Origin of the sequence: Pedobacter sp. AJM, from assembly GCF_002197755.1 — a bacterium.
Classification (GTDB): domain Bacteria; phylum Bacteroidota; class Bacteroidia; order Sphingobacteriales; family Sphingobacteriaceae; genus Pedobacter.
Genome location: NZ_NHOT01000003.1, coordinates 23,471 through 48,394 on the forward strand (window position 1 = coordinate 23,471; position 24,924 = coordinate 48,394).

The following is a 24,924-nucleotide window of genomic DNA, read 5'->3' on the forward strand; positions in this document are numbered from 1 at the left end:
GATCAGGCTTTTGCAGGTTTAAGAACTGAAAAATATACATCCTCCAGGATTGGCATTACCGGCCTGAAATTTTCAGGTGCTTTATCTGCCCTTATTCGGATACTCATTTTACCGGCTATAAACTGTGAAGACAAGATCTGCAGTTCATTTTTGTATTGTTCCAGTTCACTGCTGCTTACTTGTTTCTGCCAGATTCTGCCCTCCAGTTCCTGAATAAGATCACTTGGGTTACCATGGGCTAGTAGGGTGCCTTTATTCATAATGGCCATTTTTGCACATAAATGATGTACGTCCTCCACCAGGTGCGTGGAAAGAATCACAATCACTTCCTCACTGATGCTGCTTAACAAATTATTAAAACGGTTGCGTTCTTCAGGGTCAAGACCAGCAGTAGGCTCATCCACAATGACCAGCTGAGGTTGCCCCAGCAGGGCCTGTGCCACACCGAATCGCTGACGCATACCGCCCGAGAATGTATGCACTTCTTTATTCCGGTGCTGAAAAAGGTTTACTTTATCCAGCAAAGCCAGAATTTGTGCTTTTCTTTCAGCGGCATTTGTTACGCCCTTTAAAACAGCCAGGTGCGAAAGCAGGTCATAGGCTGATATTTTGGGGTAGACACCAAAATCCTGTGGCAGAAAACCCAGGTGTTTTTTAATCAAGGCCGGATCTGCCAATACATCTGCACCATTGAACATGATTTCGCCGCTATCCGCAGCCTGAAGACCAACAATGGTTTTCATTAAGGATGATTTTCCTGCGCCATTTGGGCCCAATAAACCAAACATGCCATTCCCGATTTCAAGGGAAATATTATTGATGGCTTCCACACCATTGGCGTAAGTTTTTCGAAGGTTTTTAATGGATAAGTGATTCATTTTTATTAATTTTTAGGCAATACGATTTCCGTGCACTGAGGAAAGTGCTTTTTTAAATGAAAAGATAAAAGCCGTTATTTATACTTCTATATACTCCAGAATATCGCCTGGCTGGCAATTCAGGATTTTGCAAATGGATTCCAGTGTATCAAACCTTACTCCTTTTGCCTTCCCGGTTTTAAGTATGGATAAATTAGCTGGGGTGATCCCTAACCGGTCGGCCAGTTCCTTACTCTGCATTTTACGTTTGGCCAGCATCACATCTACATTTACTACAATTGGCATGGTTAAATAATTAGGTCCTGGTCGTTCTGTAAATTCAAACCCTGCTCAAATATGGCAGCGAGAAAAAGCGCAAATATACCCATGATGCAATGGGCTGTAATCATGGCTACGTAGGGATAATCTTCAATAGAATAAATGCCCAGAATGAGGAATACCAGCGGAAAAAGAAAGAGATTGATCAGGTAGAAAAACCGGAGATGGCGAATGCCCCTCATCGTAAATATTTTTTGAGGCCTGAATGATTGGAAAACATTACTGAGCAAGGCAAAAAACGCGCCGTACAGAAAGATAACCAGAATCATTTCTGTAATGTAGCCCACAGTATATTCAGCACCCAATAAAAAATGCTCGGAAGTAAAGGGATAACAAATGGCGAAGCGGTTACCGGGCAGGTGCTGAAGGGTAGACGGCTGGAATAGCACACAAAGAATAATGTAAAGAGCCGTTAAAATATATCCGGCAGCCATTACCCTGGTCAGGTAAAAGGCGATGATTGAAATATGGCGAACTAACTTCATATAGCTGGCAAATAAATTATTCACCAAAAATAATAATTAATTATCGTAAAACAATAATTAATTATTATAAAAATACAAATCAATCATTATTCACCTAACAGCTGCAGGCATTATTAATTAGCAGATTTTTTAGTATCGTCGTTGGAAATGCTGCGTTCACTCTTTTTAATGGAGCCTTTCAGTTTTCCGAATTTCCAGTTCATGCTCAGGTTAATACGCCTGAAGGCGTTTTCACGAATTCGTTCCTGTGTAAAATTCACCCCTTCATTATCACTTCTATACGCCCTGTATTTTTGAAAAGGATTAGCCACCATGGCCGAAAAAATCAGCTTATCCTTGATAATATCTTTACTTCCGCTGAAGGCGATGTAATAATTATCATTTGACTTGCCCTGTAACATTACATCCGGCGCACCATAATTTACTGAAACGCTGGACTTCCAGTTTTTTTCAAACTTATAACTGGTATTAAAATTAGCATAACCGGTAATGCCACTATTTTTGGTGAGCACACCTGCAATCATCCCTTCCAGCCAGATATAATTCATATTCGCACTCACGTTAAGGTTCCACTTCCCTGTAATCGGATAATTAAAATTGGCATTGGTACCCAGAAGTTTGTTTTTACCAATATTATAAGAGGTAATTCGTGTCAGGTTTTCGGCTGCAAAATATTCATATACTTGCTGTTGAGTGTTGTTGGCGAAATTATAGGTTAAACTGATGTTTAAAGATCCTTTCTTAAAGTTGCTATAGGTCATTTCGAAGTTATTGCTTAAAGCAGCTTTCAGGTCAGGGTTTCCAAAATATTCAAAATTTGGCCTTGATTTATCTACAAATGGATTCAGATCCCAAATACCCGGACGCTGAATGCGTTGAGTGAAGCCTAAACTAATACTCTGACTGTTTTTCAAAGTCCTGTTTAAGGAAACCGATGGAATCAGGTTAAAATAATCAGACTTAACCGTTGAGTTGGTGCTTTCGAAATTGCCTTTCACATCCGTACGCTCCAAACGGGCACCTCCTTTAAAAGTCCAGTCTTCTAATTTTAAGGTGTAGGTATTGTATACTCCAAAAATATTCTGATCATTGGTATAAACGTTACTTTGTGTTGGATCATTGATATAGATCTGCTGGGCCTCATTAAAATTCAGGTACTGAAAATTGCTTTCACCATTTCTCAAAATTGCTTTTACACCTGCTTCTATCGTTAGCTTTTTAAATGGATTAATGTAATCGATCTGAGCGGTTTGTTCCTTCGATTTGCTCGTATTATCTTGCTTATAGTTCAGTCCCATGTAATTGAACCTGTTGCTAAACATCACATCATTCAACTGTGGTTCAGAACTGTCAAAAAACTTATAAGAGAAAGTTAGGAGATGGTCTTTTTTATCTTTAAATCCTTTCTGAAAGTTTAGTGTATAGTCCGTTCCACCCCATTCATACCTGGTCTTGCTATCCAGATCATAACCTGATGATACCGAGCCATCTTTAATATCAAAATGCTGATTTAAGTTTTGTTCATTGTAACCACCGTACGGGTTCACTTCAAGGGTTACCAGATTTAGGGAATCAATTTCATAGCTAAACTCGCCGCCACCCCAACCCCATTTATTATCTGTTTTTTGCGTACCGAAGGAATACATGCTAGACGGAATGGCGGTGCCACGGCTGTTTCTCAATTCTGTAATTTTTATGCCATCTATCTGCCACACACCCGTACCACCGTAAAGGCTGGCACCAAAGTTTCCCTGCTTGATCGTCATGTTTAGATTACCACTCGGCCCGCCTGGAAACTGGTTGCGTACATTCACATTCCCGCTGTAGCCATTCTCCATTTTTTTTGAAGTGATGATATTGATAATCCCGGCCAAACCCTCGCTTTCATATTTGGATGGTGGCGTGGTAATTACCTCTATCTTCTGCACACCTGCGGCAGGCATGCTTTTTAGAAATTCTTTAGGATCACGTGTTAAGATTCCTGAAGGCTTTCCATTAATCAGGATGCGGTAATTGCCGGTTCCTTTTAGTTTAACATTGTCATCTGCATCTACAGATAGAAGCGGCACTTTACGCATCATATCCATTACAGATAGCACCTTACTTTCAGGGTCAGACTGGATATCATAGGTAATCCGGTCTGGTTCTTGTTTAATGATAGGTTTACTTCCTGCAACAGATACTTCATTAAGTTCATTACCTGATGAAATAACCAAAATTTTACCGATGTTAATATCCTCTTTAAGGTTGAGATCAAGCATTTTTGACCGATATCCAAGCGATCCGATAATGATTTTATATTTACCCTGACTAATTCCTTCGAAAGAGAATTTTCCCTGTTCATTGGAAACAGCACTTTTAATAACCAACGAATCTTTTTTTAATGCAACGGTAAAATATTCGCCCGGTTTTTGGGTAAGGCTATCGACAATAACACCACTCAGTTGATGTTTTTTTTCTTGTGCCTGGAGAGTGAAAAAGGTAAAACTACACAGCAAGGCCATGCATAAGATCGTTAAGTATCTGCTCATAGAAAATGGATTTGGTCTGCAAAATAATTTGCCCGGTTATTTACTAGATGCAGAAGTTTAGCGAATGTTGCACAGGCTTCTAAATTTTGTTGAAAATGAATTGAAAATCAACAAATTAATTTCATTTGTGCTTTAAAGCAGATCAATCTGACTTGCCGGAAAGTATTCTTTATATGAAAATAATAAGTAACATTTGGATGCTATTCCTTGCTGCGCTGCGGATATTTTCTTTTCATCCATAACAGGCTTCCGGTGATGGATAAAAATGCAGGTGTAAGTCCAAATAAAACATAAATCCATTGAAGTACATGACCGCCAAAGGCACCTATATGTAGTTGATAAGCCATATATTCAAAACGATCTTCCATACTTTGCTTATCAATTACAGTCTGCTTTTTCAATTTTCCGGTTTCTGCATCAAAGGTCATGCTACTCGCCTTTCCCTGGAGCAGTACATTAGTCGTTGATGGCATATGCCCCCTTACCAGTATTTCACCATTCTTAACTGTCGGGATATTCACTGCAATCGGCACAAAGCCCGGAACATGCACTTTCGCTTTTGCTACAATGTGATCAATATTTGCAGATACCTCGTAATTTTTCTGCTGTTTTGGTAGTACCCACATAGAAGGACTGAAATATTCCCTGAGCATCCAGAAACCAGTAAAAAAAAGCAACACATTAAAGACCAGCGACCATACCCCAATAATGCGGTGAAGAGATGACGCGCCGGTACGCCAGTTGTTAAAGCGAAAACCTGATCTGAATGTTACTACCTGCCAAAAACGCCTGCGGTAAATAATGATGCCGGTGAGCAGTGAAAGCAACATCAACAATCCCATAATGGCTGTGATCAGCATGCCCGGGATGCCCATCTGCAGGCTGTAATGCAAGGTGTAAAGCCAACGCAAAAAAGAAGGCGAAAGCTGACCATGATCACCTTCTTTAATAATTTTTCCGGTGTAGGGATTTACAAAAACATAATACAGGTAACTGGTGGTGAGTTGCTCTTGCCGCTTATAAAGCATAAATTCATAACAGTCGAAACGGTCACTCGGAAAATCATGCAGCACCAGCTTTTTCAGGTTAGGGTGCGTGCGAAGAATCATCCTGTAAATATCATCAGCCGGAACTTTTGTATTCCCGGGCTTCAGATGATGAAGTCCGGGATTAAAGTAACGGTCAAGATCATGCCTGAAAACAAGCAATGAACCACTGATTCCATAAAGCAGAAAGAACAGCCCCAAAGCGAGCCCCAGCCAGCCATGCACCTTAAAAGATATTTTTGTCAACCGTTTCATCTTCATACTGCTTTAAAATTTATACCCGAGGTTTAGCCTGAATTCGCGTGGCGGATAGGGTACATAAGCATAGGCACCAATATTGGCTGAAGATGGCGTAATCCATCCGCTGCCATAGTTAAACCTATTCAGGAGGTTGTTGATAATTCCGTTGACAGAAAAACGGCTGTTAGACCAGCCTACACCACCATCCAGGCGGAATATGGGGGCCAATGATAATTGTTGAAGTTCATATCTCCCTGCCCTGCCTACCTGCCATTGATATCCACCGGAAACTGAAAAACCTTTTAAGCCTGTAAATGGAATAGCATAATTCAGCCAGGTATTCTGTATGTGCTTTACCCGAAATGGTGTAACCAGCCCTACCCGGGCAGGATTGGTGTCTTTTGAAATATGACTATCAGTATAGGCATAGTTGATCACCGCATTCAGTCCTTTAAAAACCTCACCTTTCAAATCAAATTCTATACCCTTTGAAAGGGTTTGCCCAAGTTGTGTCTGTACATTAATGGTAGGATCGCTCACTTTCACATTATCGCGGATAATCCGGTATACAGAAACGGTAGTATTCCACTTGCCGTTCATCCAGTCTTTTTTCAATCCAAATTCCAGGTTTTGTCCTTTCAATGGTTTAAATGCTTCACCTGTGGTGGTGTTTACGCCGCTTTGTGGCGTAAAAGTTTCGTCGTAAAGACCATAGACAGAAAATTCAGAAAGCAATGAATAACTCATGCCTATCTTAGGTGTAAATACTTTGTTCTTGGTGGTACCCAAACTGGTTTTTGAAGCACTTTTTTGCACGCCTGTTTCACTAAAAGTAAACCTGGCACCAAGTGTTAAGCGGAGTTTTCCCTTCAGCAGTCCGAGTTCATCCTGCACATAGGCAGCCTGATAAGCAATAGATTGCTGGTCTGTTGCAATATCTGCAAGTGCGCCTGTCCTTACATTGGCATCAAAAGCAATCCCATAAACCGGGTTTGAAGCATCAAGCGGATAAAGCGTTTGATTTGCCGTTGGATCGTTAGACCCTGAATAAGAAAGGAAACTTTTGTGATTAATGTCGAAACCTCCTATAAAATTATGTTGGATGTTGCCCGTATTAAATACCCCATTAATATAGGGCTGGATAGCCAATACATCGGTATTGAGTCTTTCATAAGTTGCCCTCCGCATGATCAGATTTGGCTGAGCAGCATTGTACCTGGACACAAAAAAGTAAGTTCCTTCCAGGTGGTCATGGGCATAGGCCGCATTTACCGTTAACTGCCAGTTGGCATTGAAGGCATTGTGATAGCTTAAAAAACCATTGTGCTCAACAGATTTCATGGGTGCCTTGTTGGGGTCATTGATGGTGAAATCAGTCGGCAAACTTGCAAATCCATCTGGCGCAAAAACGGTGGCAAAGTATTGCTGAAAGCGTTGCGACTGAAAAATATATTCAGCTGAAAGGTATGAATGGTTGTTAATGTTGTATTTCAGCACCGGATCTACCACCACCTTATCGTTAAAATTATATTGCTGAAAGGATTTAGCTTTCTGCGCGGCTGCATTCAGGCGATACTGCCATTTTCCGGCTTTGTCCAGGTTGCCGTCAAAATCAACATTTGCCCTGTACAGGTTGAAGGAACCAACAGAAAAACCAAGCTCACGGGTATGGGTACCCATGGGTTGTTTGGTTACTATGTTATAGGAACCTGCCGGATCAAAAAGGCCATTGATATAGCTGGAAGGGCCTTTAATAAATTCTACCCGGCTGATGATGGCGGCATCCTCCGCACTTGGACCGGCATAGATCATTGAAAGATCCAAACCATTGCGCATCGGGCTAATCTGAGCACCACGCATAAATACATAAGAGGTGTAAAGATCAGCATTGTTATTCCGTGTGGCACCGCTGACATTTCTGGTTACACTTTCATTTACTGAAATGGCCTGCTGATCAGCAATGATGCTTTGATCAATCTCCTGAATATTTTGCGGCAACTGGAGTAAGGGCGTTTTAAGTTTCAGACTGGCTGACGACTTATTGATGTTGTAACGGCGATAGTAACGCGAACTGATTTTCACTTCGCGGAGTGTTTTTGCCGAAGTATCCCTCACCTTGCTTGTCGAATCTTTGTTTATTGATGGCTTTTCCTGAGCGAATGCCAGGAATATTTGTAGTACCAGACAGAGTCCGGTAAATATGATTTTTTTCATTATTTTTTTATGAGTAGTTTTCTAACTACCGCTAATGGTGGAAACGATGATCCATAGCTGGATCATCGCCCAAAAAATTAATTGTGAATAAATTTATTTGCAATATGACCTGAGTGATCTTGCGCGTTGCTACTTAATTTTTATCGTGATGATGATCCGCTTGATTTGATGGAGTTATCAGATTAAATTTTTTCAGGTAAGCATGCGATTCATTAAGGATTTGATTGTATTGGCTATCCAGTTTTTTAATCTTAATTCGCTCTCCTTCAAAGTACTTAACAGCCTCCGCATTACGCTTTCCTTCTATATCTGGTACAAAATCCTGCATCCATTTCATCATATCCTGATCTACCTGATTAAGCTTTGTATTTAGTATGGCGATGTTTTTTTGTTCAGCTGTGGTATCAATACCTGGCTGAGTTATCCTGATTCCCTTCAATCCTGTTCTGGATAAAGTATCCAACATGAGCCTGTATTTTGAGGCCATTTCGCCATCCTCCATTACCTTATTGTGCAGATCGACCACTTCCTGGCGAATCACTTTGTAGTCAGGCTCATTGCTACAACCCAAAAATATTGAAATACAGAGAATAAACAGTATCCTGACTGCAGCAGCTATTTTAAAAAATCTTTTCATGATGTTAGCATTTTTAATACGAATTCATATTTACTAAAGCTTTCTACGGTGGGCAGTAAATCTTTAGCAAACAGCATATTTATCTTCGAAAAAAGAATACAGGCCATTGCCAGAACACTCCTAATCATAAAGCAGGAACATTTAGCGGCATAAAGAAATATCGTGAGAGCTTTAAGGCTGTAAGATATAATCAAAAGCGATAAAGCATAACATTAAGCCTGTAGAATAGCAGCTTTGGGCGGTTGGAAAATGGTAAAAGTTCGGTGTACTGTGTTAAGCACCGGACGTTGTGGATAGATAACCCTGATGTTTGATTTCTTAAAAGTAAAAGATGCTGCAGCTACAGGCAGTGCTTCCATGTGATGGCTCCGCTGATTTTCCCTTTCCTGCTTTTTTTCTTTTTCTTCAGCAAGCTTGAGTTTCTTCATTAAAAAACACTTGCCATTACAATGCATCCAGGGCCGGTCTCTGTTTTCGCATAGTTTTTCTGAAATATACTTCTGGTTTAACTCAAAACCGGCATAAATGAAAAAACGCGAACAGTTAGATCCGATCAGTGCAACTAATAAAGATATGGCAATAAACCTGTTCAACATTCAGCGGCAAAGATATGGAATACAGATTTCAAAAATGAAACAAAACTTATAATATTAAAAATTCAGCATATTGTTTAATCCGTAAAGAATTGATTCGCCTAATCCGCCTCCGTGCGCCGTTTGTGCTTCTCCACAAATTCAGTCGGCGTTAATTCGAACTGGGTATAAAAACATTTACTGAAATAGGAATGCGAATTGAAACCCACCATATAGCCGATTTCGGCAATGGTATATTCCTGTTCAACCAGTAATTTTGCAGCCATCTTCAAACGAATAATCCGCACAAATTCATTCGGCACATGCCCGGTTTTGGCTTTGATCTTTTTGTATAAACTCGATCTGCTCAGCCCTACTTCCCTGCCCAGGTCTTCTACTGAAAGTTGCGGATCGGCAATTCTGGCTTCAATAATCTGTGTGATTTTCGCCAGAAACTTTTTATCCCGGTTTCCGGTATTCAGTATTTCCGTTCCTTCCAGCGGGTTTTGGGCGAACCGCTGTTTTAAATTAGACTGGCGTTCGAGTAGGTTTTTAATCATCAGCGACAGCTGTTTCCATTTAAACGGTTTCGAAATATAAGCATCGGCACCACTTTCCAATCCCTGGATCTCCGCTTCGGTATTCGTTTTAGCCGTAAGCAAAACCACAGGCAAATGACTGTAATCAATATCGTTCTTGATGATTTTACACAATTCAATCCCATCCATTACGGGCATCATCACATCAGAAATGACCAGGTCAACCTGATGATTATCCAATTGTTTCAATCCTTCCTTGCCATTTTTTGCCCTTAAAGTATGATAACCTTCGGCAATAAAACTTTTGGAAAGGAAATCCAACAGCGAAGGGTCATCTTCCACCACCAGGACTGTTTGCTTTCCTTCATATTCTTCGTTGGCTTCTTCCAGCTCAAGTGCTGGTGCAAGTTCATACTGGCGAAATGGAATGAGCACCGTAAAAATGGTTTTTAGTCCTTCTTCGCTTTGCACCTCAAGCCGTCCGCCATGTTTTTCTGTCAGGGATTTGGCCAGCGCCAGGCCGATGCCGGTGCCACCCAGATTGGTGTACTGATGCTCTTCGGTTGACACCTTAAAGAACTTTTTAAAGATCGAATCCAATTGTGCTTTCGGGATACCAATGCCATCATCTTCTACGCTGATGGAAATCATTTCTTCACCATTGACAGCCACCTGCATATCATTGATTTTAATTTCCAATTTTCTCCTGGCAAATTTAAATGCGTTGATCAACAAATTACTCAGAATCTTCATCAGGGCTTCCGGATCAGCATGAATATCCAGTTTTTCAAATGCAGTGACTACACTAAACTCCAATCCCTTTTTAGTGGCGATTGGCGAGAAACGATCCCTGATGCTATTGATTAAATAAATCAGTTCTAAAGGTTCGGGATGAATTTCAAAAATATCACTTTCAATCCGCCTGAAATCCAGTAATTGGTTGACCAGTGTAAGCAAGCGGTCTGAGTTTTCTTCCATCACCAGCAACTGCTCCATACTTTCCGGATCTTTCTTCTTTTGAGTCAGGAGGTGTTCCAAAGGAGCAATAATGAGCGAGAGCGGGGTACGCACTTCATGCGCCATAGCCGTAAAAAACTCTATCTTTTGCTTATAAAAATCCTGCTCACTTTTATTTTTAAGCCGTTCCAGCTTGATTTCATTTCGTTTACGTTCTTTTTCATACACATACCTTCGGAGCCACATGGCGGCTGAAACCAATGCGATCAGGTAAAGAATATACGCCGTAACGGTTTTGTAAAATGGCGGCAGGATTTTAATTTTAATACCGGACACTTCGCCGACACCCATCCCTAAATCGTCAATCACCTTCACCTGAAAATGATAATCTCCCGGAGGCAGATTGGTGTAAGTGGCCTTGCGCTGGCTGCCCACATTGTTCCATCCTTTATCAAAACCTTCCATTTTAAAGGCATATTGGAGTTTGTTGGGTGCAATAAAACTGAGTGAGGCATATTCTATGCTCAATACCGATTGATGATGCTTTAAAACAATTTCACTGCTGTAGTTGATGGATTGCTTCAAAGGACTATTATTGTCGTTCCCATCCAGATCTTTATTGAACAGCTGAAAATTAGTGAAACTTACCTTTGGTATAGCCGGACTGCTTTTTACCTCCGCTGGTGAAAATGCATTGAACCCGTTAATGCCACCAAAATAGAGTTTGCCTGATGAATCTTTATAATAGGCCTTATAATTGTATTGCTGGCTTTGCAGGTTATCCCATTTTCCAAAACTTCTTTTGGTTTTCGTTTTTGGATGATATTCAAAGATGCCGTTGTTGGTCGAAAACCATAATTTCCCGGCCTGATCTTTTACAATGCCGTAAATTACAGCACTCCTGATCCAGTTTTCATGATCAAAGGCCCTAAATTTCCCGGTCTTTTTGTTGAGTACATTCAGTCCGCTGCCATCCGTTCCCAGCCATAAATTTCCTTCCCCGTCATCCAGCATACAGATCACCTTATTGGAACTGATGGAACCGGTTTTTTGCGAATAGGCATACTGTGTGAGGTGGTTATTTCGATCCATTCTGATCAGGCCATTATCATAGGTGGCAATCCAGATGACCTGATCTTCATCCTGATAGACCTGGTAGATACAGCTTTTGTCCAGGTTTTTACCTTTAATACGAATAAAGCGATCGTTTTGCTGATCGTACAAATTCAAGCCTGAAATGGTGGATACCCAGATGCGTCCCTGCCGGTCTTCATCAATGGAGTAAACGCTGTTGTCACTCAGTGAAGCCGGATTGGCTGGGTCACTTTTATAACGCCTGATCTTTCCGGTACGCGGATTTAGGATATTCACTCCACCGGTGTACATGCCGATCCAGATGTTGCCGGCCTTGTCCTGATAAAGCGCATGAATATTATGGTAAGAAAGGCTATCCTGCCCGGCTGAAAAGGGAAATTTGCGGAAGGATTTATCCGTGGTATTGAAATAGTTGAGTCCGCCATCTTCTGTACCAATCCACATCTGACCGGGTTTGGTTTCTAAAAAGGCACTTACCGCATTCCCGGAAAGGGAATTTTTCACGCCCGAAGGATAGTAAAATTCAAAGCCCGAGCTTCCTTCATGGTAATAATTGAGTCCGCCGAAATAGGTGCCGATCCAGATGCCCCCTTCCCGGTCTTTAAACACATTATAAACCGCATCATCATTAATGCTGAAAGGATCGTGGTTCTTTTTCTGATAAGCGGTGAATCGGTTATTTTTCCGGTCGAAAATGTTTAAACCTTTTTCCGTGCCTAAGCAAATGTATCCGGGTTTGGGCTCATAAATGGCCCTTACAATATTATCGCTAATGGAATTTCCCGACGATTTCTGGTAAATGGTGAATTGGTTTGTACGTTTATTCCAGAGGTTTAAGCCACCCGCCATGGTGCCAATCCAGATATCGCCATGACTATCTTTGTACAAATCGAGGATGACATTACTCGAAAGTTTCGCCCCTGGCGATAACGTGTTGTATTGTCTGATTTGATTGGTTTTGGGGTTAAGCACATCAATACCTTTGCCATAAGTGCCCATCCAGATCTCTCCTGCGTCATCCTGGAGGATTTTAGACACCTCGTTTGATGCTAGTGCTGGTGAAGATGTAGTATTGAAACGCTTGATTTGCCGGCTTTTTGCTGCGTAAACGAAAACCCCTTTCTCTTTAGTCGCGATCCAGATGTCGCCATTTCGAGCACGAATGACATCATTGATAAAAAAATGCTGAAGCGGTTTAAAAAGGCTAAACTTTTCGGTTTCCAGGTTGAAGATATAAATCCCCTCATCGGTACCGATCCAAAAGGTTTTTGCATCGTACTTAAAAATTTTGCGGATAAAGTTGTTGCCTAAACTTCCGGGAATGCCTTTCTGAAACTGAAAGGATTTAAAATCATAGCCATCAAAACGGCTGAGGCCATATTTAGTGCCGAACCACATGTAACCCTGATCATCCTGCTCAATATCCCAAACGGTATTGGCACACAAACCATCAGATACGGTATAGTGCCTAAAGAAAATTTTCTGAGCAGTGACAGAATTTAAAATAAAAAGGCTAAAAAAAAGGAGCAGGACTACCGCCCTGCTTATCTTTTTGTACATCATAAATGGTTAGATAGGTTTCACAAGTTAGTGAAATTGCCTTTCGTGGCTGTTATTTTATGTCGTTCAATTTTTTAATCAACTCAACCTCTTCCTTTTTATAAGGTGTTCCATCTTTTCTGAACACTTCATGAAACCATTCTTTTGGTTCGTCTCCGTTTGGAAGTGGTGTATCCCAGGCGTATTTGGTATTTGATTTTCCATCTACCAACCCCCAGTTAATGGCACCGATGTTTTCCTTTTTCAGCAAAGGCATCACATTTTCAAAGCGACTGCCTCGGGTACGGGCCATATATTCTGTACAAATCATCGGCCTTCCGTGTGAACGCAACATGTCAATGACGCGTTGGTGCCATTGTGGCTCTTCGTAGTCGTGGTAAGTGATCACATCCGAATTTAACGCCTGAAAAGCATTCAGTTCTTTATAATCCCATGCCCAAAGGCCGGCACTGATGGGTTGCTCAGGATTAACCGCCCTGGCCCAGGTAAACACACTTTTCAGCAAGGGGTAAGATGTGGTCAACTTGCCCGAATTTCCAGGTTCGTTGTATAAATCCCATAATAAAATGCGTTTGTCCGTTTTGAAACGGGTCATTACATCCTTCACATATTTTTCAAGTGCAGGAAAATTAGCGGCATTTTTCGAATCCGGATCGCCCGGGTCCTGTACCCATCCAGAATTGTGGATACCGGGTTTCGGTGCAGGTTGTTTGCCAATTTTAGCCTGCTTGTTCCAGCAATCATCAAAAAACACAAAGACAGTTTTAATTTTATGTTTATTGGCGATGGTGAGGTATTGATCCATTCTCTTTTTGAAACCTTCCTGATCTTGTTTCCAGGCCAGGCTGTGCAGGTAAACCCGCATGGTATTGAAACCAATGCCTTCTGCCCAACCCAACTCTTTATCTATTGTAGCAGGATCGAATGTATCAGCCTGCCACATTTCCAGCTGGTTAATGGCGGTACTGGGTAAGAAATCGGCACCATTAATCCATTTGTATTGTTTATACCAGGCGTTGGCCTTTTCAATTGACCATACCTTGCCTACAACGGGCGTGGCTTCCTGTGCACTTGTCACTGTGCTGATACTTAACAGTGCGAGCAATAAAAGGTTAACATATTTTTTCATCATATTAATTTTAGGTGTTGTCCGGCTTTTGCCGAACCAGCTTATTTATTTTGTGAGGGAATGTTTAGCTCCTGATCGGTTTTTAGGGGAACACCAAAATTTGGCGATCCATCAGCATTCCAGGTAAATTTTTGCGCCCTTGGAGAGCGTTGTCCGCCGCAGCCTTGCCCCGGACCAGCATTGGCATGGTATAAAATCCAGTCTTCTTTCCCGTCGGGCGATTTAAAAAAGGAATTGTGACCAGGTGCATATACCCTATTTTCGGGCGATTGTTTAAATACAGGTTGGGGGCTTTTTACCCATGAACCCGCATCCAGAAGATTTTTTCCTTTCAGGCTTAACATCCCCAGGGCATAAAAATCTGTCCAGCAGCCACTGGCCGAATAAATCAGGAAAACTTTGCCTTTATTCACAAGTACCTGAGGACCTTCATTTACATCTACATGGGGTGGATTATTGGGATCATTCAGGTCGCCATGTTTTTCCCACTCAAACTGAGGGCTGGAAATTTTGTAACGTGCACCCTCAACCGTCCAGGGGTTTTTCATTTTGGCAATATAGATTTCCTGCTTCTGGTTGATGTCTCCCTCCCATCCGGCCCAGATCATATAAAGCTGCTTCTGGTAGATAAAAACTGAACCATCAATGGCCCATTTGTTCGTGGCATCGCCCACTTTGCCTTTAAATACCCATTCACCCTGCAAAGGATTTTTAGCGGCATTTTCCAGTACATACATGCGGTGATTGTTGTTATGACCATCATCTGCAGCGAAATATACATACCATTTGCCACCGATAAAATGAATTTCAGGGGCCCAGAGTTCTTTTGAATAGGCTTTACCTGCCGGTGGAATGAAAATGGTTTTCTGCTCGGCTGTTTTAAGATCGGCCAGGTTTTTGGTTTTCCAGATCACCAGCTTATTTTGCATGGTTTGGGTATAGTAATAATAACCATCTTTATAAATGCTCCAGGGATCGGCTCCTGATGGTAGCAATGGGTTTTTAAAAGTCTGCGCCAGGCCCACCTGTACGATGAACATCAGCAGCAAACTCAGTACAATGCGGTATCTTTTAATGTGTTTATTCATATTATTGTTCTCCGGAAGGTTTGTTCACCTGCAATCCTGTAGCTACTGGCACACCAAAATCCGGACTGCCATCGGTTTTAAATGTAAATTTCTGCATCCTCACGTTTCTTTTGTCTGCACAGCCCTGGTTGGTTTCTGAGTTGGCATGATAAATCATCCAGTTTTCTTTGCCATCTGGCGATTTAAAAAACGAATTGTGCCCCGGCCCATAAGCATTGCTTTGTGGCTGTTTGCTAAACACGGGTTGGGCAGACTTTTGCCAGTCGGCTTTCACCAAAGGATCACCCCCGGTTTTAAGGCTTAACATGCCTAAAGCATAATCGTCCGTTCCACAGTAGCTTGCTGAATAAATTAAAAATGCCTTATTATCCGGAGATATTAATGCCTGCGGACCTTCATTTACACCAAATCCATTCTTTTCCCAATTCAATTCCGGTTCTGTCAACTTAGTTGCTGATCCTGCTAAGGTAAATGGATTTGTCATTTTAGCGATGTAAATATTTTGTGTCAGATTTACATTGGTCACATCGGGTCTTCCGCACCACATGAAATAGCGGCTGCCATTTAGCTCGAGGATGGAACCATCAATCGCCCAGAAATCGGTATCGGCAGTAAAAATACGACCTTTATCTACCCAGGTTCCTGTAGTGGGGTCGGCACTGCTGTTTTCGAGTACCCATGTCCGCTGACTGATATCAGTACCATTGCCGGCGGTGTAATAAATGTACCATTTGCCATCGAAAAAGTACAATTCCGGTGCCCAAACATTCCTGGAATTGGCTGCACCTACTATCGGAACAAATACGGTTTTAGGAATGGCTGCACTCAGTTTAGACATCGCAGTGGTGGCCCATAAACTGATGGAAGTTCCATTGGTTTGCAGGTAATAATACACCCCGTCTTTCTGGAATACCGATGGATCAGCTCCGTTCATCAAAGGGTTGGAAAAAGTACCTGCTGCTGGAGGTGGAATGACGGGATCAACCGGAATGGGGTTGTCTGTCTTCCCGCAGGAAAGACCTACAGAAATTAAAATCGCCAGTCCGATGGAATGGAGTTTTAAGTTTATTAATATGGGGTTGTTTTTCATAGGATATGATTAAATATGTTTTTTTTCTATTGATCTTCATTGCAAAGTTTTTTTCATCAATTTTGCTTAATAAAATTGCTCCTGCGTAAATCTTCTTAATCTGCAGGAAACTAAAACATGATACAGTATACTCTCCGCTGATTTTCGCTAATCCCGCTGATGAAAATTGATCTGCGTAAATCTTCTTAATCTGCGGGAAACTAAAACATGATACAGTATATCTCCCGCTGATTTTCGCTGATCCCGCTGATGAAAATTGATCTGCGTAAATCTTCTTAATCTGCGGGAAACTAAATGTGGCACAGTATACTCTCCGCTGATTTTCGCTAATCCCACAGACTAAAAATTACTTTAGCAATAACGAATCAATTAATACCTCGGATTCTGCGTTAAATTTGAATTCAAATCAATATCGCTTTGCGGGATCGGATACAACTCATGCTTTCCAACAATAAATCCGGTAAAATCTGCATCTCTGCTGGCCAAAGCCGGAGTTAAATCACCCCAACGCAACAAATCAGCCCAACGCCAGCCTTCTCCTGCCAGTTCCGTTACCCGCTCATGTTTGAGCTGAGTTAAGAATTGTGCCTGGCTTAAACCTGGTTTAGTTGAAGTAAGCGTAGCCAAACCTGCTCTTTGCCTTACCCGATCAACAAATGGATAAGCTTCTGCCGTTCTGTTTAGACCATTAAGTGCTTCTGCATACATTAAGAGCACATCTGCATAGCGGATTAAACGGTAGTTATTCGGCGAACGAAAACCTTCCTGGTTTCTCCAGTGATCGTTTAGCAATTTCCGGAACCATACGCCATTGGCATCTGGTCCGTTGCCATAGCGACTGGCGAAAGTTTGTCCGTAAACGATGGTGGTAGTTGGTCCGGCCGGATTTGCATTATTAAAAATAAAGGAAGCAGCCAAACGCGAGTCCTGCACTCCAGTGGTGGTTTTTTCCTGTAAAAATTCGTCAACAACCCACCTGCGGGCTGCTCCATCTGAATACCCAACACCCGGAGGTGCGAAAAACTGAGCGATAGATGAACCAGTATTGTTAATTCGGGCTTCATCCACATCATCATCTGTACTTTCAGACTGGTTTTCACTGAACTGAATTTCAAAGATAGATTCACTGTTATTTTCCTTGCTGATGATAAAGTTATCCCGGTAATCAGCTGTTAGGGAGTAGATTGAACTTCCGGCACCCGTAACCAGATAGCCAAAAGCATTGGCTGCTTCCTGATACATGCGCTGTTGCAGATAGGTTTTACCCAGAAGCGCATAAGCGGCTCCTTTTGTTGCACGGCCCAAATCTGTTGCCGAATAACTTACCGGTAAATCGACCAAAGCCTCGGTTAAATCTTTGGCCACCTGTGCATAAGCCTGTTGTGTAGTGGCATTTGCAGGTACATCTTTCGGTTGCGAGGGCGTTAACATTAAAGGCGGACGGCCATAATAAAGCGTTAGGTTGAAATAAAATAAGGCCCTTAAAAATTTGGCTTCGGCAATGATCCTTTTCTTATTGGTTTCATCCATCGGTATGGCTGGTACATTTGCAATCACCTGATTGGCCCTGAACACGCCTACGTATAAAGTAGACCAGGTTTGAGCGGTTAAGCCATCATTATAATTGGTTTGATTGAAGCGCATCAGGTTATTCAATCCGCCATCGCCACCTGAACCAAAACCTTCATCCGATTTCAGGATGCCATGGTAGAACATCCATCTCGAATATAAACTGGCGGTACGGTAAAACGTACTGTAAACCGCATTAATGCCTTTTGTTGCATCATCACCTGTTTTCCAGAAGCTGGAAATAGTTGGTGCATTTGGATTAACGGCATCAAAATCTCTTTTGCAACCTAAGAAGGCCATAAGTGATGCCGTTAAGATGAATATATATTTTTTCATGATCTGTTTATAAATTAGAATCCTACGCTTAAACCAAATGAGATAATTCTGGATGATGGATAATTTCCATTGTCTACGCCCGGCTCCAGGTTTGCATTTGCGCCTACCACATCCGGATCCAATCCGCTGTATTTGGTGATGGTAAACAAGTTTTGACCGCTTACATATAACCTGGCACTGCTGATATTGGCCTTAGAAATGAATTTAACCGGCAGGTTATAACCCAGTTCTACATTACGCAATCTTAGGAAAGAACCATCTTCAATCCAGCGATCGGTGTTGCCCCTTGCATTTTCATTAATGCCCCTGTCGTTCGCCGCAAACTGGTAACCCAATCTTGGAAATGTGGTAGCAGTATTGGTTGGGGTCCACGGGTTAATTGCCCTTCTGTAGTTGGAGTTTCCGTAACTATCCAGTTCCCGGAGTACATCGTTATAGAGTTTTTGTCCGAAGGCACCATAAAGTTGAATAGAAAGACTAAAATCTTTATATCTGGAGTTGAACTGTAAACCTGTGGTGAATTTAGGGAAAGCAGAACCTGCAAAAACACGGTCTTTATCGTTGATATCATCATTGGTACCACCATCAACAGTATTGACATAACGGATATCACCCGGTTTGGCATAAGCACTCTGGGCTTTATGTGCATCAATTTCTGCCTGGTTCTGGAAAATACCATCTGTTTTTAACACATAATACTCACCGATGGAACGGCCCACCTGCGTACGGGTATTGCCCGACTGGATATAATCTTTCGGCTGACCGGTTTCTGTATCAATCCCTAGGTTACCCAGTGATAATACTTTATTTCTTATTACACTTATATTCCCTGCGATGTCCCATTTAAAATCGCCATCCAGTTTTGGGCGGTAGCCTAAATTTAACTCAATCCCCTTGTTTTGGATGGAGCCGATATTCACAATTGGATCGCCCTGTAAATTCCCCAGATAACCCGGCAAAGGCTGAGCAAGTAAAACATCTTCAGAAACTGACCGGAACACATCAAAGTTTACGGTGAACTGATCCTTAAACAAGGAGGCATCAAAACCTAAATTGGTTGTCTTTTTCTTTTCCCATCTTAAATCACCCGAAGCCAGTTTAGCCTGAATAGCACCTGCATTGGTGGTTTGTCCGCTGCCCAAAACTACATCTGGTGCCTGGTTTAAGAAACCGATGTATTGGTAGGGACTTAAAGTATTCACACCAAGAGAACCATATGAACCTCTTAGTTTTAAATCAGATACCCAATCCACTTTAAAGAAATCTTCTTTCGAAATTCTCCATCCTAAAGCACCTGACGGGAAATAACCTGTTCGGAACTGAGGAGAGAAACGGGAATCTTTATCTGCCCGGAAGGTAAAGGTAACCAGGTATTTATCGTTATACGTATAATTTACCCTTCCCAGATAAGAATCTAACAGGCTTTTATAGATCGTGCCGGAAGAAGTACGCCCCTCACCGGCTGTAGAAGTTAAGGTATTGAAATAATCACCTCCAAATTGTGCCAGCTTAATCCCGCTGCCAAAAGTATTATCCGTTTGCGTAGTCTGCTCGGTGTAACCCACCACCCCGTTGATGCTGTGTTTACCGATTACATAGTTATAGTTTAAGGTATGCTCCAGTAAATAGCTGAGGAACTGGGAACGGTTATCACTTAACTGACTAAAATCAGGCGATTGGTTCTGGTACCACGAACCATCTTTCCGGAGCGATTTGCTCTTATCAAAGCTGGTTTCGATACCGGCATTAAAGCGATAAGTTAAGCCTTCAATGATTTTAAAATCGACGAAAGCGTTACCCAGAAGCTTGGCGAAATTTGATTTGACCGAAGTAATATTGGCAATAGCCGTTTGGTTACGGGAAAAAGTATTGATACTGGCATTTGATCCGTAGCCCCATCCTCCAGGGTTATTGGTACTGATTAAAGCATTATCCTGAACCGGGATTAAAGGCACGCTGGTAAACATATCATACCATGGATTTCCGGCAAAAGCACCACCCTGAAAAGGCGATTTTGAAGTGGAAGAAGAAAAAGCCAGGTTTTCTCCGAATTTGAACCTGCCTTTGGTGGTTTCAGTATTTACCCGGAACGAAGCCCGTTCAAATTCCCTGGCAATCAGTACGCCTTTATCTTTGAAATAACCCCCGGAGATCAGGTATTTTGAACCATTGCCTCCACCGGAAATACTGGCATTATAATCCTGAACCGATCCGGTACGAAGCGTTTCATCTACCCAATTCGTATTGGTACTGCCATTATAGTTGGCAACACCCGGCTGAATGGCCATTCCTGAAGCCTGATAAGCACGGGTATTGGTGGCTGCATATTCCGCAGCATTCATCATGTCGTAAGTTTTTGGTACCTGAGAAATACTGTACCTGGAGGTTACCGCTATTTTTGCGGGGCCATCCTTACCCTTTTTCGTGGTGATGAGGATCACCCCATTCCCGGCTCTTGATCCATAAATGGCAGCAGCTGAAGCATCTTTCAGGATTTGTACGTCTTCAATATCATTCGGACTCACCGTGGTATTCGGATCGGCAATCATCCCATCGATCACATACAAAGGACTGGCGTTACCAAAAGTAGCCAGACCACGGATATTTACCACCGCTTCCTGACCTGGAGCACCACCATTTCTAACGGCTACGCCTGGGGTTTGCCCTTGCAATGCTTCTGGTAAAGAACGTGAGACCAGTTTTTCGGTGTTAGTGGTATTTACCGAGCCGGTAGCTCCGGTTAAATCTCTCCGGCGAATGGTTTGATAGCCGATTACGACCACATCATCCAATGAGGTATCAGCTGAAGTTAAGGTCACATCCATTACGGGATTGCTGCCTACAACAATTTCTTTGGATTGGAAGCCAATATAATTGAAGACTAAAGTGGCATTCTCCGGGACAGAGATGCTATACTTTCCATTGGCATCGGTGGCCACTACCCTGCTGCCCCCCTTTACACTTACGGAAACACCTGGCAAGGTTTCGCCAGAAGCTGCCCGCACGGTTCCGGTGATCTGCACATCACGTTGAAAAGCGTTGATTTCGTAAGCCATACGGTGGACATCGGCAGCATAACCCGGAGCAATAGCGGCTGCCATCAGCAATGGCAAAGCGAGCATTCCTTTAAGGTTACTAACCTGGTGTACGTGAAATAAACTGCGTAAATTTCTTTTTTTCATAATAGTTACATTTGGTTTTGTTGAAAAGAAGTTCGATTGGTTCTGTACCTTAAAGGACAGTTTAAAAGCGGATGTATTTGGCTTTTTTTCATGGACAATGATGGATTTATATCGGTTAGCAATTCGTTAATCCTGGAGAAAATTTAACAGAACAATGTTAGTGCTTTGCCAATCATGGCGATATAAAAATTGAATCCAATGCTATAAAAAATGTGGAATTATGCCACTCCATAAGACATGGGAAGCGATTAGCAGGAAATTTGAGATAATGATTAGTGTATTTTACACTTCGATGTGTGGCCAGCCTTACAAATGACGGGCTGGTCAAAAATCCATTACGTGGTGATGGAAATTATTTATTTTATGGTCTTCAAGAGTTACTGCTTAGCACCTATTCCTGACCAATTCCCGAAGGGTAGTCAGATTAGCATAGGCCTCACCCATGGTGTTATTGAAGTAAACAAATACCACTTTACCTTCCGCCAGCCATTCTGAAATATAGTCTGCATATTCATCAAGTATATCATCCGGGTAACTTCCCCTATAATTGCCTCCGGGACCATGAAAACGAAGGTAAACAAAATCAGTATCTGAATCTCTGACAGGCGAATTTGCCGGCGACTTATCATGGATCACCATGCCCAGCTTATACTCATCCAGAAGCTCATATATTTCATCGATGTAAAGTGATGGATGTCTGAATTCCAGGGCAATTTTCCACGCCATACCCGGATCATTTTCCCGAAGGACAGACATCAAATACTTCAACTGTTTAAAATGATTGAGTTTAATACTTGGCGGAAACTGAACTAAAATACAAGCTTTCTTTTCTTCTATATGCGAGATGACTTCAAAAAAACGGGAAACTACATCAGGATCAAAGGCCAGATCTTTATTATGCGTAATTTCTTTAAAAAGCTTAAAGGTAAAACGAAAATCCTCGTTTACATCTAAGGCCCATTTTTTAACTGTTGAGGCTTGTGGAATTTTATAGAATGAACTATTAATTTCAATGGTATTCATTAAAGAAGCATAGTAGCAAAGCCTGGATTTATCTTTAAATGCTTCCGGATAATGAAGTTTATTGGGAACAGGCAGCAAAAGACCACTTGTTCCGGCGTAATAGTTATTAAATGCAGTATCCATATCATCTAAATAACAATAGATAGATGCAAATAGTTATTGCGGATTTTGTGATTTTATTCTTATTCAATTAGTAGCCTCACATAATTTAGAATAACGAGTAAAATAAGTATAACGAAAATATACCATTGAGTTTTATTTACGCTTTTGGCGCCAAATTTCCTTACACAGATCCTGTCTACAATTAAAATCAATACGGGAAGAGGTAACCACAGCAAATTTACCCACCCCTGTAACCGCTGATCCATCCCAAGCTGGTTGATCATAATAACAGATGAAATGACTAAACCAAATAAGGCAAGCAGGCTCAATACAAAGAAAACTGTTATTTTTAATGGTCTGGATGTTGACATTATTTTTGGTTAATGCAAGGTTTTGATTTAATGAATTATAGATTTAATACTGTTAATTTAATTCCCTAACCTAACTAAATTCATTGAAAAATCTGGATCAACTAAATTATCTTGTAATAAAGTTCTGAATTTCTTTAATTACAACAGGAATGACCCACATCTTTTTTTACAAAAAATTCAAGACACTACCGATTATTTATCTTCATGGTTTTAAAGTCGCCTCCGCTGCTATCTGCTGTAAAAAGTCCTATTTTTCCAGCTGTTCGATGGTTGAGTTTTTCGACCACCAGTGAAGGCTGGCTGGCGTGGTTGATGTACGCTTTAACAGTAGTGCCCTCCATTACTAATTTCATACTAAACCAATCATCAGGATTTGGTGGATCAATGATTTCTTTCTCAAAAACCCCATTCCGCTCCTTTCGCAGTTTTTCCCAGGTAAAATCGGGTTGTGAAATGTATTGCACCGCATGAACTCGCCGGACAGCATCTTTAGCAAAAAAATTAAAAGGACGGCAATACACCGCATCATAATGAAGATCATCGGCACCATGAAAGGCAATCCCGATAAAACTGCGCTGAAAAACGTCTTTTCCCCGCATTTCAATCTCAATGGTTCCGTTTTTAAAGTCCTTCACCGGTAGCCAAACAATACCTTCCTTTTTACTTTCCGATATTTTCAGGTAAGCTCCACTATCACTTGAAATAATTTTGATCGTTCTGTTTACGGCTTTAAGCTTTCCTTTTTTGTACAGTTTAGCAAGTTCGATGGTTTGCTGTTGCTGTCCGAAGAGTAAGCAGGGAAGTAAAATCAGGGTAAATACGAAGATAAATCTGATTCGCTTTTTCATTTAAATGCTGTTTTAATGGTGTGATCGTTTATCGGTTTTTCTTTTATGTGAAGAACGTCTGCCTGTTTTTTGTATAAAAGTTAGTGGTGAACAGGCACCTGCACAAAAATACCATGCATAAAAAAATAATCAAGACCAATCAGATAACAGAACTACCCTTTTGATAAGCATTTCTGAATGCTTTCGGGGAGATCCCGGTTTGCGACTTGAAGAAACGTGTTAAATGATTGGCCTGTGAGAATTGCAACTGATACGAAATTTCGTTGATATTCAGCTGCGTATAAGATAAAAGCGACTTAATTTCAAACAGGATAAATTCATTGACCATTTCAGAAACGGTAAGCCCGAATTGCCTTTTGATGCATTTATTGAGTGTTACCCTGCTAATGCCTAACTGCTGTGCATAATAATCGATATTTCTGGTTTTACATACGTCATTTTGTAAAACCTCCTTAAACCTGAATGCCAGGCTATTATTTTCTGTTTCTGAAGACAACAGGTAATGCTGTGCATAGGCGCGATTGAGTTTAATTAATACCAGGTATAACAACGCCCTGATCATATGTTCGCTATCTGACTTAAATGTTTTGATCTCCATGAGCAGCTCCTGAATAATATTCGCCAGCTGTGAAAAGAAGCCCTCATTAACCTTCAGGTAGAGTGGTTTTGTTTTGTTATAGAAAAACTGCAGCCTGAAAGCAAATAATTTATCCGAGAAGAAATCAGACAAAAAGCTATCCTGAAAAAACAGGAAATAACAATCCACCTTAGTTTTGTCTAAAAACCACCTTCTTTTTTGAAATGGAGAGATAAAAACAATGGTATGATCAGTAATTTCAATGCGCTGCTGATCAAGTGCTAAATAGCCGTTCCCTTTAGCAAAAAATATGATTTCATAAAAATCAGCGTCATGAAGCTTACTTTCGAAAAAATAATTCGGAATATCTTTATAAGCACCGATATCAATCAGGAGCTCAACATCATACTTATTTTTCAGAAATTTAAAGGTCTTCATTGTTAATGTATTTCATACACTATTTAAATGCAGAGTTAAGCCATCGGTGCATTTGACCTCTCTCTTTGCCAGCAAACTATCCACAGCGATCCAATAGAG

The 24,924-nt window shown here is 41.3% G+C and carries 18 protein-coding genes; 1 reads left to right on the forward strand and 17 read right to left on the reverse strand.

Annotation, left to right across the window (positions count from 1 at the left end; translation table 11 throughout):
• Nucleotides 1–2 precede the first annotated feature (2 nt).
• The 8 genes from CBW18_RS06000 to CBW18_RS21205 all read right to left on the reverse strand — a co-directional run bounded on the left by CBW18_RS06000 (nt 3) and on the right by CBW18_RS21205 (nt 8,777).
• Nucleotides 3–878, reverse strand: coding sequence for an ABC transporter ATP-binding protein (locus CBW18_RS06000; protein ID WP_088300410.1), 876 nt, complete (start codon nt 876–878; stop codon nt 3–5).
• A gap of 78 nt (nt 879–956) precedes the next feature.
• Nucleotides 957–1,163 carry a helix-turn-helix transcriptional regulator gene (locus CBW18_RS06005; protein ID WP_088300411.1) on the reverse strand — a complete coding sequence of 69 codons (207 nt, stop codon included), beginning with the start codon at nt 1,161–1,163 and terminating at the stop codon, nt 957–959.
• 2 nt (nt 1,164–1,165) lie between these two features.
• Nucleotides 1,166–1,681 carry a DUF2975 domain-containing protein gene (locus CBW18_RS06010; protein WP_088300412.1) on the reverse strand — a complete coding sequence of 172 codons (516 nt, stop codon included), beginning with the start codon at nt 1,679–1,681 and terminating at the stop codon, nt 1,166–1,168.
• 113 nt (nt 1,682–1,794) lie between these two features.
• Entirely contained in the window at nt 1,795–4,212 is a 2,418-nt protein-coding gene (locus tag CBW18_RS06015) for an outer membrane beta-barrel family protein (RefSeq protein ID WP_088300413.1), read from the reverse strand.
• 200 nt (nt 4,213–4,412) lie between these two features.
• A complete protein-coding gene (locus CBW18_RS06020) occupies nt 4,413–5,513 on the reverse strand; it encodes a PepSY domain-containing protein (protein ID WP_172406458.1) in 1,101 nt (366 codons plus the stop codon).
• 12 nt (nt 5,514–5,525) lie between these two features.
• The gene (locus tag CBW18_RS06025) at nt 5,526–7,712 is read right to left on the reverse strand and encodes a TonB-dependent siderophore receptor (RefSeq protein WP_088300415.1); all 2,187 of its coding nucleotides are present in this window, start codon (nt 7,710–7,712) and stop codon (nt 5,526–5,528) included.
• Between the two features lie 133 nt (nt 7,713–7,845).
• A complete protein-coding gene (locus tag CBW18_RS06030; RefSeq protein WP_088300416.1) occupies nt 7,846–8,349 on the reverse strand; it encodes a hypothetical protein in 504 nt (167 codons plus the stop codon).
• A 212-nt stretch (nt 8,350–8,561) separates the two neighbouring features.
• Nucleotides 8,562–8,777 (reverse strand): hypothetical protein, encoded by a 216-nt coding sequence (locus tag CBW18_RS21205; RefSeq protein WP_140418637.1) that lies wholly within the window; start codon nt 8,775–8,777, stop codon nt 8,562–8,564.
• 97 nt (nt 8,778–8,874) lie between these two features.
• Between CBW18_RS21205 and CBW18_RS21725 the strand changes: the two genes are divergently transcribed.
• On the forward strand, nt 8,875–8,997 hold the full coding sequence (locus CBW18_RS21725; RefSeq protein WP_256387650.1) for a hypothetical protein: 123 nt from the start codon (nt 8,875–8,877) through the stop codon (nt 8,995–8,997).
• Nucleotides 8,998–9,043: 46 nt separating this feature from the next.
• Here the strand turns inward: CBW18_RS21725 and CBW18_RS06040 are convergent, their stop codons facing one another.
• The 9 genes from CBW18_RS06040 to CBW18_RS06085 all read right to left on the reverse strand — a co-directional run bounded on the left by CBW18_RS06040 (nt 9,044) and on the right by CBW18_RS06085 (nt 24,825).
• Nucleotides 9,044–13,075 (reverse strand): hybrid sensor histidine kinase/response regulator transcription factor, encoded by a 4,032-nt coding sequence (locus CBW18_RS06040; RefSeq protein ID WP_088300418.1) that lies wholly within the window; start codon nt 13,073–13,075, stop codon nt 9,044–9,046.
• Between the two features lie 49 nt (nt 13,076–13,124).
• Complete coding sequence (locus CBW18_RS06045; RefSeq protein WP_253248975.1) at nt 13,125–14,204, reverse strand: cellulase family glycosylhydrolase; 1,080 nt, start codon at nt 14,202–14,204, stop codon at nt 13,125–13,127.
• A 38-nt stretch (nt 14,205–14,242) separates the two neighbouring features.
• On the reverse strand, nt 14,243–15,289 hold the full coding sequence (locus tag CBW18_RS06050) for a family 43 glycosylhydrolase (RefSeq protein ID WP_088300420.1): 1,047 nt from the start codon (nt 15,287–15,289) through the stop codon (nt 14,243–14,245).
• Between the two features lies 1 nt (nt 15,290).
• Nucleotides 15,291–16,379 carry a family 43 glycosylhydrolase gene (locus tag CBW18_RS06055; protein WP_088300421.1) on the reverse strand — a complete coding sequence of 363 codons (1,089 nt, stop codon included), beginning with the start codon at nt 16,377–16,379 and terminating at the stop codon, nt 15,291–15,293.
• Between the two features lie 369 nt (nt 16,380–16,748).
• Nucleotides 16,749–18,284, reverse strand: a complete 1,536-nt coding sequence (locus CBW18_RS06060; RefSeq protein ID WP_172406459.1) for a RagB/SusD family nutrient uptake outer membrane protein — start codon at nt 18,282–18,284, stop codon at nt 16,749–16,751.
• A 14-nt stretch (nt 18,285–18,298) separates the two neighbouring features.
• Nucleotides 18,299–21,466, reverse strand: coding sequence for a TonB-dependent receptor (locus CBW18_RS06065; protein ID WP_088300423.1), 3,168 nt, complete (start codon nt 21,464–21,466; stop codon nt 18,299–18,301).
• A 384-nt stretch (nt 21,467–21,850) separates the two neighbouring features.
• Complete coding sequence (locus tag CBW18_RS06070; protein ID WP_088300424.1) at nt 21,851–22,612, reverse strand: DUF72 domain-containing protein; 762 nt, start codon at nt 22,610–22,612, stop codon at nt 21,851–21,853.
• A gap of 535 nt (nt 22,613–23,147) precedes the next feature.
• Nucleotides 23,148–23,810, reverse strand: coding sequence for a hypothetical protein (locus CBW18_RS06080; protein WP_088300426.1), 663 nt, complete (start codon nt 23,808–23,810; stop codon nt 23,148–23,150).
• A 139-nt stretch (nt 23,811–23,949) separates the two neighbouring features.
• Entirely contained in the window at nt 23,950–24,825 is an 876-nt protein-coding gene (locus CBW18_RS06085) for an AraC family transcriptional regulator (RefSeq protein WP_088300427.1), read from the reverse strand.
• Nucleotides 24,826–24,924: the final 99 nt, after the last annotated feature.

Bases quoted from the DNA above. Each gene is read 5' to 3' on its own strand.
- CBW18_RS06000 (WP_088300410.1), bottom strand. From the start codon at position 878: ATGAATCACTTATCCATTAAAAACCTTCGAAAAACTTACGCCAATGGT.
- CBW18_RS06005 (WP_088300411.1), bottom strand. From the start codon at position 1,163: ATGCCAATTGTAGTAAATGTAGATGTGATGCTGGCCAAACGTAAAATG.
- CBW18_RS06010 (WP_088300412.1), bottom strand. From the start codon at position 1,681: ATGAAGTTAGTTCGCCATATTTCAATCATCGCCTTTTACCTGACCAGG.
- CBW18_RS06015 (WP_088300413.1), bottom strand. From the start codon at position 4,212: ATGAGCAGATACTTAACGATCTTATGCATGGCCTTGCTGTGTAGTTTT.
- CBW18_RS06020 (WP_172406458.1), bottom strand. From the start codon at position 5,513: ATGAAACGGTTGACAAAAATATCTTTTAAGGTGCATGGCTGGCTGGGG.
- CBW18_RS06025 (WP_088300415.1), bottom strand. From the start codon at position 7,712: ATGAAAAAAATCATATTTACCGGACTCTGTCTGGTACTACAAATATTC.
- CBW18_RS06030 (WP_088300416.1), bottom strand. From the start codon at position 8,349: ATGAAAAGATTTTTTAAAATAGCTGCTGCAGTCAGGATACTGTTTATT.
- CBW18_RS21205 (WP_140418637.1), bottom strand. From the start codon at position 8,777: ATGAAGAAACTCAAGCTTGCTGAAGAAAAAGAAAAAAAGCAGGAAAGG.
- CBW18_RS21725 (WP_256387650.1), top strand. From the start codon at position 8,875: ATGAAAAAACGCGAACAGTTAGATCCGATCAGTGCAACTAATAAAGAT.
- CBW18_RS06040 (WP_088300418.1), bottom strand. From the start codon at position 13,075: ATGATGTACAAAAAGATAAGCAGGGCGGTAGTCCTGCTCCTTTTTTTT.
- CBW18_RS06045 (WP_253248975.1), bottom strand. From the start codon at position 14,204: ATGATGAAAAAATATGTTAACCTTTTATTGCTCGCACTGTTAAGTATC.
- CBW18_RS06050 (WP_088300420.1), bottom strand. From the start codon at position 15,289: ATGAATAAACACATTAAAAGATACCGCATTGTACTGAGTTTGCTGCTG.
- CBW18_RS06055 (WP_088300421.1), bottom strand. From the start codon at position 16,379: ATGAAAAACAACCCCATATTAATAAACTTAAAACTCCATTCCATCGGA.
- CBW18_RS06060 (WP_172406459.1), bottom strand. From the start codon at position 18,284: ATGAAAAAATATATATTCATCTTAACGGCATCACTTATGGCCTTCTTA.
- CBW18_RS06065 (WP_088300423.1), bottom strand. From the start codon at position 21,466: ATGAAAAAAAGAAATTTACGCAGTTTATTTCACGTACACCAGGTTAGT.
- CBW18_RS06070 (WP_088300424.1), bottom strand. From the start codon at position 22,612: ATGGATACTGCATTTAATAACTATTACGCCGGAACAAGTGGTCTTTTG.
- CBW18_RS06080 (WP_088300426.1), bottom strand. From the start codon at position 23,810: ATGAAAAAGCGAATCAGATTTATCTTCGTATTTACCCTGATTTTACTT.
- CBW18_RS06085 (WP_088300427.1), bottom strand. From the start codon at position 24,825: ATGAAGACCTTTAAATTTCTGAAAAATAAGTATGATGTTGAGCTCCTG.